The sequence below is a fragment of the Actinosynnema sp. genome, assembly GCF_052038725.1.
Genome location: NZ_JBQGCX010000421.1, coordinates 1 through 5,943 on the forward strand (window position 1 = coordinate 1; position 5,943 = coordinate 5,943).

Consider the following 5,943-nt stretch of genomic DNA (forward strand, 5'->3'; position numbering starts at 1 on the left):
GCGCTGCGGATCGAACGGGGACTGACCTGCGCGGACGTGGCGCAGGCGATCGGGGCGTCGGAGAGCAAGATCAGCCGGATGGAGACGGGCAAGCGCGGGTTGTACGCCTACGACGTGGCGGCGATCCTGGGCTTCCTGCAAGCACCGCAGAAGTTGCGGGAAGAGCTGATCGACCTCGTCAACGCGGGCGAAGCCCGGAACTGGCACACGGTCAGCGCGGTACCGGGGCACTGGCGGGACCTGATCGCGCTCGAACAGCAGGCATCGGCGCTCTACAACTACGAGACCATGCTGGTGCCGGGACTGGCGCAGACGGCCGAGTACGCACGCGCGATCCTGAAAGGGCTCGGCGACAAGATCCCGGACCACGACTTGGAAACTCTGGTGGCCGCGCGACTGAGCAGACAAGCAATCATCGGTCGCACCGTTGTGCCCCTGCTGCTGGACGAGAACGTGCTGATGCGCTCCTTCGGCGATCCGGTGATGATGCACGCGCAGCTACAGCACCTCGCGGCCATGGGCAGCAGGCGCAAGGTGACGATCCAGGTAGTCCCCTTGGACGGCGGAATGCACCCCGGTCTCAGCGGGTCCTTCATGCGCTTGGAGTTCACCGACCAACCCGGACTGGTCTACACCGAAAGCCGGAACATCAGCAGTTTCCTCGAAGAGGACGTGCACCTGATCAGCGCTAAGCTTGCCTGGAAAGAGCTTGTTGCACTGGCGCTGGCACCTGACGCCTCGGTGGCGCTGATTGCCGGGTACGCGGGCAAGTTGATCTGACAGGAGCACGACCGTGAACTCGAAGTGGCGCAAGTCCAGTCGCAGCAACGCCGCAGCCAACTGCGTCGAAGTTGCCCGCACCCCGGACGGAGTACTGGTCCGGGACTCCAAGAACCCGAACGGCCCAGTGCTGCGCTTCTCCGCAGCGGCATGGGGGCAAACCCTGAAATCAACCCTGGAATCGTGACCGACCAGGGGGTACCGCACCCCCTCCCGCTCCTAGACTGACCACCGTGAGCGACGAGCTGGTCCCGGACCCCCGTCAGATGCGCGCCTCCGACGCCGACCGCGAGCGCGTGGCACAGGTCCTGCAGAAGGCGCACGGCGAGGGTCGCATCGACCTGGGCGAGCTGGACGAGCGCCTGGCCTCGGTGTACGCGGCGAAGACGTACGGCGAGCTGGTGCCGCTGACCTCCGACCTCGGCGTGCTGCCGTTCGGCGAGGTGTCCGGGCAGCAGCTCCAGCAGCAGCGGTCGCTGGCGAACCGGGTCGACCCGTCGGCGATGCAGGGCCCGTCGACCTCGTTCGCGTTCTGGTCGGGCGTCGAGCGCAAGGGCGACTGGGTCGTGCCGCCGACGCACACGGCGATCGCGGTCATGGGCGGCATCGAGATCGACCTGAGCCGGGCGCGGTTCGCGCAGCAGCACACCACGATCAGCGCGAGCTGCTTCTGGGGCGGCATCGTGATCTACGTGCCCGAGGAGGTGACCGTGCAGGTGGACGGCACGGGCATCATGGGCGGCTTCGACGACAAGACCCACCGCACGGAGACGATCCCCGGTGGTCCGGTGGTGCGCATCACCGGCTTGGCGATCATGGGCGGCGTGGAGGTGCGGCGCCCGAAGCGCCCGAAGCTCAAGCGCGGCGACCGGGGCGAGCTGACGGACTGATCCCGGCGGGCGCGGCTCAGCCGAGCCGCGCCCTGAGCCCGGCGGCCTCCCCCCGGACATCCGGCCGCGATCAGGCTGCGGCCCAGCGCGAGGCGGCCACGGGCCGCGGTCCAGGTGTCGGCCGGCTCCTCGAAGACCCGGACGGCCTCGGTTCCGCGCGCCACCGCCTCGGCGAACTCGCCGAGGCCCGCCGCGCACCGGCCGAGGCTGAGCAGGGCCATGCCCGCGCCGCGCCGCTCGCCAGCACCGGTGAACACCTCCAGCGCCTCGGCGAAGTGCCCGCGCGCGCCCGCGTGGTCCTCCCGGTCGGTCAGCACCGGGCCGATGCCGCGCGCGGCGGACCCGGTCACCCAGTCCGGCCGCACGCCCCGGCCGGTGCTCGCCGTGGTCGACGGCGCGCGCCCAGACGGCCTCGAACGCGTCGCGGCGGGGCAGCCGGCGGACCCGCCCGCCAGGGGCGGTGCGGATGCCGGACGACCACTCCCGGAAGGCTGGGCCAGCAGGTTCGCGCACCTCGCGCGTTCCAGGGCGCACCGCAGAAGCGCGACGACCGGCGAACAGCCCAGCGAGCGTCGGCGTTGACGGTGACCACCGTGCTCGCACCAGCGGCTGACACGGCCACCAACCCGACCGGGTCAGCCGGAGAGAGGTTTTCCGCGCGTTCGAGGAAAAGAGAACTTGGCCGCAGATCCGCAGCCAGGCGAGTGGTTCTCCGGTCTGCCGGGGTCGACGGCCCTAGTACCAACCATCACCCGATCGTGCGGCCTGGCTGTCGACCTCGGCGGCGGCCAGGTGGGACAGGGCGGCGACCGCCTCCTGGAGCTCGCGCTGGCGCTCGGGGGTCTGCTCGGCCTCCAGGCGGACCTCGATCCGGCTGCACCCCGCGCCGTCCTCGGTGACCACGGCCTCGCCGCCGTCCCAGGTGACCCTCCGGACCGACTCGTCCACCCGCACCCCGGTGGGTTCGATGCCCGGCAGGTGCTCGGTCAGGTTCTCCGGGCGGGCGACGAACTCGAACAGCCGCTGCGCGGGCAGGTCGACCGGCGCCCGGTAGGTGTAGGTGGTCATGCCGGGCGAGTACCCCCGGTCCGGGCGGCCGAACCCGAGGGCGTCGAACGGGTGAGCGGGGCCGGTCGGCACGGGGTGCGACACCGCCGTCACGCACGGGCGCCGCCGCGCCCGAGAGCGCTCCCGGGGGTCCCCGGCCGCGTCAACCGGGTGTAAAAATGCGAGTGGCCCTCGGCAGGCGCCGACCCGGCGCCGCCGCGCGTCCCCCGGCTCGTCGGACCGCCTCGCGGTGGCGCGCGGGAGCGCCGCGCCCCTGGGTGCGATCTGCGTCGAAAGACCATCGCGGTCAGGCGCTGTCGGGCACTATCAGGGTGATTTCGAGCGGGCACGAGGGGGCAGGGTGGAACAGGGGTTCGGCGTCGACACGGCGGCGCTCGGCGGGTACGGGACGACGGCCTCCGGGCTCGCGGGCGAGGTGGCCGAGGTCGGCTCCGGGACGCTGTCCGGGGTGGACTCGCTGGCCGCCGACAGCTTCTCGAAGCTGGGCGAGGAGGTCGGTCTGGCCGCCGCGTTCCAGCGGGCCGCCCGGCAGCAGCTCGACGGGGCCTCGGGCGCCGCGAAGGCCCTCGACGCGCTCGCCACCGCCGTCCGCGACACCGCCACCGACTACGCCGAGCAGGAGACGCGGAACAGCGCCGCCCTGAACGACGCCTACCGGGTCTGACCGCCGTGGACGTCTCCGGGCTGATCGGGGCCCTCATCCAGCCGATGAAGGACGACCTGGCCAAGCTGCAGGGCGACACCGGCGGCGCCTCGCGCGCGGCCGACTCGCTCGGCAGGGCCGCCTCCTCGTTCGAGGAGATCGGCGGCAAGCACTCCGGCGCGGCGCGCGAGGTGCTCGGCACCTGGTACGGCGAGAAGGCGGGTGTCTTCCAGGACCGCGTGGCCAAGTTCGACGGCGGTGTCGACCTGCTCGCGCGCAACGCCGCCGCCGCGCGGGACGCCGCGGGCGCCGCCGTGTCCACCGTGGAGTCCGGGCGCACCTCCGTGCAGCGCCTGATCGACGAGTTCACCGACTGGGCGACCCCGAAGCTGTCGACCGCAGCCGCGCTGGACAAGATCGGCGCGCAGGGCGCGGTGCTCGGCATCACGGCCGCGGTGACCGCGCGCGGCGTGGAGTACCAGGGGCGCTCGGCGAAGGAGATGGACCGGCTCAGGGACGAGCTGAAGGCCGTCGCCGACCGGCTCGCCGCGCTCCAGCCCGCCGACTTCGGCGGCGTCGGCGACGGCATCGGCGCGGAGAACGGCGGGACGACCACGGCCGCGAGCGCGCAGGACGGCGCGGGCAAGCGCGAGCCCTCCGCCTACTCCGGACCGTCCGACAGCGGCGGCGGGGGCGGGAGCGGCGGCGGTGGCGGGGGTGGCGGTGGCCACAGCGGTGGCGGCGGAGGAGGGGGTGGCGGTGGCGTCGGACCCCGGCTGCCGGTCGCGATCCCGCCCCAGCCGGGCACCGGGGTGGGCGTCAACCTGCCCGACGGCAGCTCCGCCGAGGCCCCCAACGAGATCGCCGCGCAGGCGGTCCGCAACGCGCTGTCCGCGCTCGGCACCCCGTACGTCTGGGGAGGTCAGAACCCTCCCCAGGGCACGGACTGCAGCGGGTTGACCAAGTGGGCGTACGCGGGCGCGGGCCTGGACATCCCCCGGCTCGCCCAGTCGCAGACGGTCGGCGCGTCCGTCCCCGCCGGGCAGCTGCTGCCCGGCGACCTGGTGGTGTGGGACGGGCACGTCGCGATGGTGATCGGCAACGGGCAGATGGTGGAAGCGGGCGATCCGGTTCAGGTGGGGGCCATCCGCACCGACAACATCGGCATGGCGTTCTACGGGTTCTACCGACCGACGGGCTGAGTGCGTGGACGAGGTCGAGCGGGTGGCCCGGCGGGTCGCCGACGCGGAGCGGGCGATCACCGACCAGCTGGCCAGGACCGGGCCGCTGGTCGGTCGCGCGTCGTCCCCCGACGGCGCGGTCGAGGTGGTCACCGCACCCGGCGGTCCGCCCCTTGAGGTGCGGATCAGCCGCGCGGCGCTGAGCATGGGGGCGGACGGGCTGGCGGCCGAGATCCTGCGGGTGGCGGAGCGCGCCGCCGCCGCCGCGGGCGCGGTGGCCGAGCGCGCGCTGGCCGGGGTCGCCGAGCCGGGCGGGCTGGTCGAGGCGGGCATACCGGTCGCCGACCGGCGCGACGACGAGGACTTCGGTGACGGGAGCTACCTGAGGGGAACGCGGTGAACGAGCAGCGACTGGTCGCGGCCGACCGGCTCACCTCGGTGCTCGCGGGCGCGACCGGCACCGCCACCCACCCGAACGGCCTAGTCAGGGTGACCGCGACGGCCAACGGGGTGCTGCGCGATTTGAAGATCCAGCCCGCCGCGCTGGAGCGCGGGGCGCGGGAGCTCGGGGCGCTGGTCGCCGAGACCGCGAGGCTCGCCACCGACGCGGCCGTGCAGACCGGGTACAACGAGCTGGCGAAGTCGATGGGCGACTCGGTGGCCTCGGCGGTGGAGGCCGTGGTCGGGCCGCCGCCGCAGCCGCAGGGACCGCAGGCCGTCGCCGGGCCGGGTGGCGGGCCGGGTGGCGGTGGGGTCGGCGCTTCGGGCGCGGGTCTTAGGACCGGTGCCGGATCGCGCGGGGCCGGGCACACTGGCGGGTGGTCGGCCGCGAAGTCGGAGGAACAGGGAGTCATGGACCCCTCCCAGTGGCAGGAAGAGGGCGAGGAGCCGGACACCCCGCGTCGGGGGTCGGGCCGCGAGGACGTGCGCGGGTGGCGGCAGGCCGAGCCCCAGTCGCGGTCCGGGTGGCCGTCCGCGCGCTCCGCGCCGGGGCAGAGCTGGGCGGGCAAGCAGGCCGAGCGGGTGCCGACGTGGCGGGAGACCCAGGAGCGGGACCGCGCGCGGGCCGAGGAGCGCGAGCGGCAGCGCGCCAGGGAGGCCAGGGAGCTGGAGCAGGCCGAGCAGGACAAGGCCGCCCAGGAGGAGGCCGAGCGGGCACGCGCCGAGGAGCTGGAGCGCGAGCGGGAGCTGGCGCAGGAGCGCGAGCGGGAGCAGGTCCGGGCCAGGCAGCTGGAGCGCGAGCGCGCCCTCGAACGGGAGCGGCAGCAGGAGCGCGAGCGGGCCGAGCAGGAACGCGCCGAGCAGGAACGGGCCGACCAGGAGCGCGCCGAGCGGGCCGAGCAGGTGCAGGACGACGAGCCCGAACCCGCGCCCGGACTGG

8 protein-coding genes and 1 pseudogene are annotated in these 5,943 nt (G+C 74.0%); 7 read left to right on the top strand and 2 right to left on the bottom strand.

Features of this window, described 5'->3' with window-relative positions:
• The 3 genes from ACTUAL_RS08520 to ACTUAL_RS08530 form a co-directional block, all read left to right on the top strand.
• A partial coding sequence (locus ACTUAL_RS08520) for a helix-turn-helix domain-containing protein (RefSeq protein WP_440899866.1) occupies positions 1-780 on the top strand: 780 nt, incomplete at its 5' end.
• 13 nt (positions 781-793) lie between these two features.
• Complete coding sequence (locus ACTUAL_RS08525) at positions 794-967, top strand: DUF397 domain-containing protein (RefSeq protein WP_440899867.1); 174 nt, start codon at positions 794-796, stop codon at positions 965-967.
• A gap of 46 nt (positions 968-1,013) precedes the next feature.
• Positions 1,014-1,670: a DUF1707 SHOCT-like domain-containing protein gene (locus ACTUAL_RS08530; protein ID WP_440899868.1), complete on the top strand. Its 657-nt coding sequence runs from the start codon at positions 1,014-1,016 to the stop codon at positions 1,668-1,670.
• 137 nt (positions 1,671-1,807) lie between these two features.
• Here ACTUAL_RS08530 and ACTUAL_RS08535 read toward each other — a convergent pair.
• Together ACTUAL_RS08535 and ACTUAL_RS08540 are read right to left on the bottom strand one after the other, a co-directional pair.
• A pseudogene (locus ACTUAL_RS08535) lies at positions 1,808-2,035 on the bottom strand (tetratricopeptide repeat protein); the annotation flags it as partial.
• Positions 2,036-2,405: 370 nt separating this feature from the next.
• Positions 2,406-2,831, bottom strand: coding sequence for a hypothetical protein (locus ACTUAL_RS08540; protein ID WP_096497000.1), 426 nt, complete (start codon positions 2,829-2,831; stop codon positions 2,406-2,408).
• Positions 2,832-3,078: 247 nt separating this feature from the next.
• On the opposite strand from ACTUAL_RS08540, the gene ACTUAL_RS08545 reads away from it, so the two are divergent.
• From ACTUAL_RS08545 to ACTUAL_RS08560, 4 genes are all read left to right on the top strand, one after another.
• Positions 3,079-3,402 carry a hypothetical protein gene (locus ACTUAL_RS08545; protein WP_096497001.1) on the top strand — a complete coding sequence of 108 codons (324 nt, stop codon included), beginning with the start codon at positions 3,079-3,081 and terminating at the stop codon, positions 3,400-3,402.
• A 5-nt stretch (positions 3,403-3,407) separates the two neighbouring features.
• Entirely contained in the window at positions 3,408-4,583 is a 1,176-nt protein-coding gene (locus tag ACTUAL_RS08550) for a C40 family peptidase (protein ID WP_440899869.1), read from the top strand.
• Between the two features lie 4 nt (positions 4,584-4,587).
• The gene (locus tag ACTUAL_RS08555; protein WP_096497003.1) at positions 4,588-4,962 is read left to right on the top strand and encodes a hypothetical protein; all 375 of its coding nucleotides are present in this window, start codon (positions 4,588-4,590) and stop codon (positions 4,960-4,962) included.
• Positions 4,959-5,943, top strand: a 985-nt coding sequence (locus ACTUAL_RS08560; RefSeq protein WP_440899870.1) for a YbaB/EbfC family nucleoid-associated protein, incomplete at its 3' end; no start/stop codon positions are given. The genes ACTUAL_RS08555 and ACTUAL_RS08560, both read left to right, overlap by 4 nt.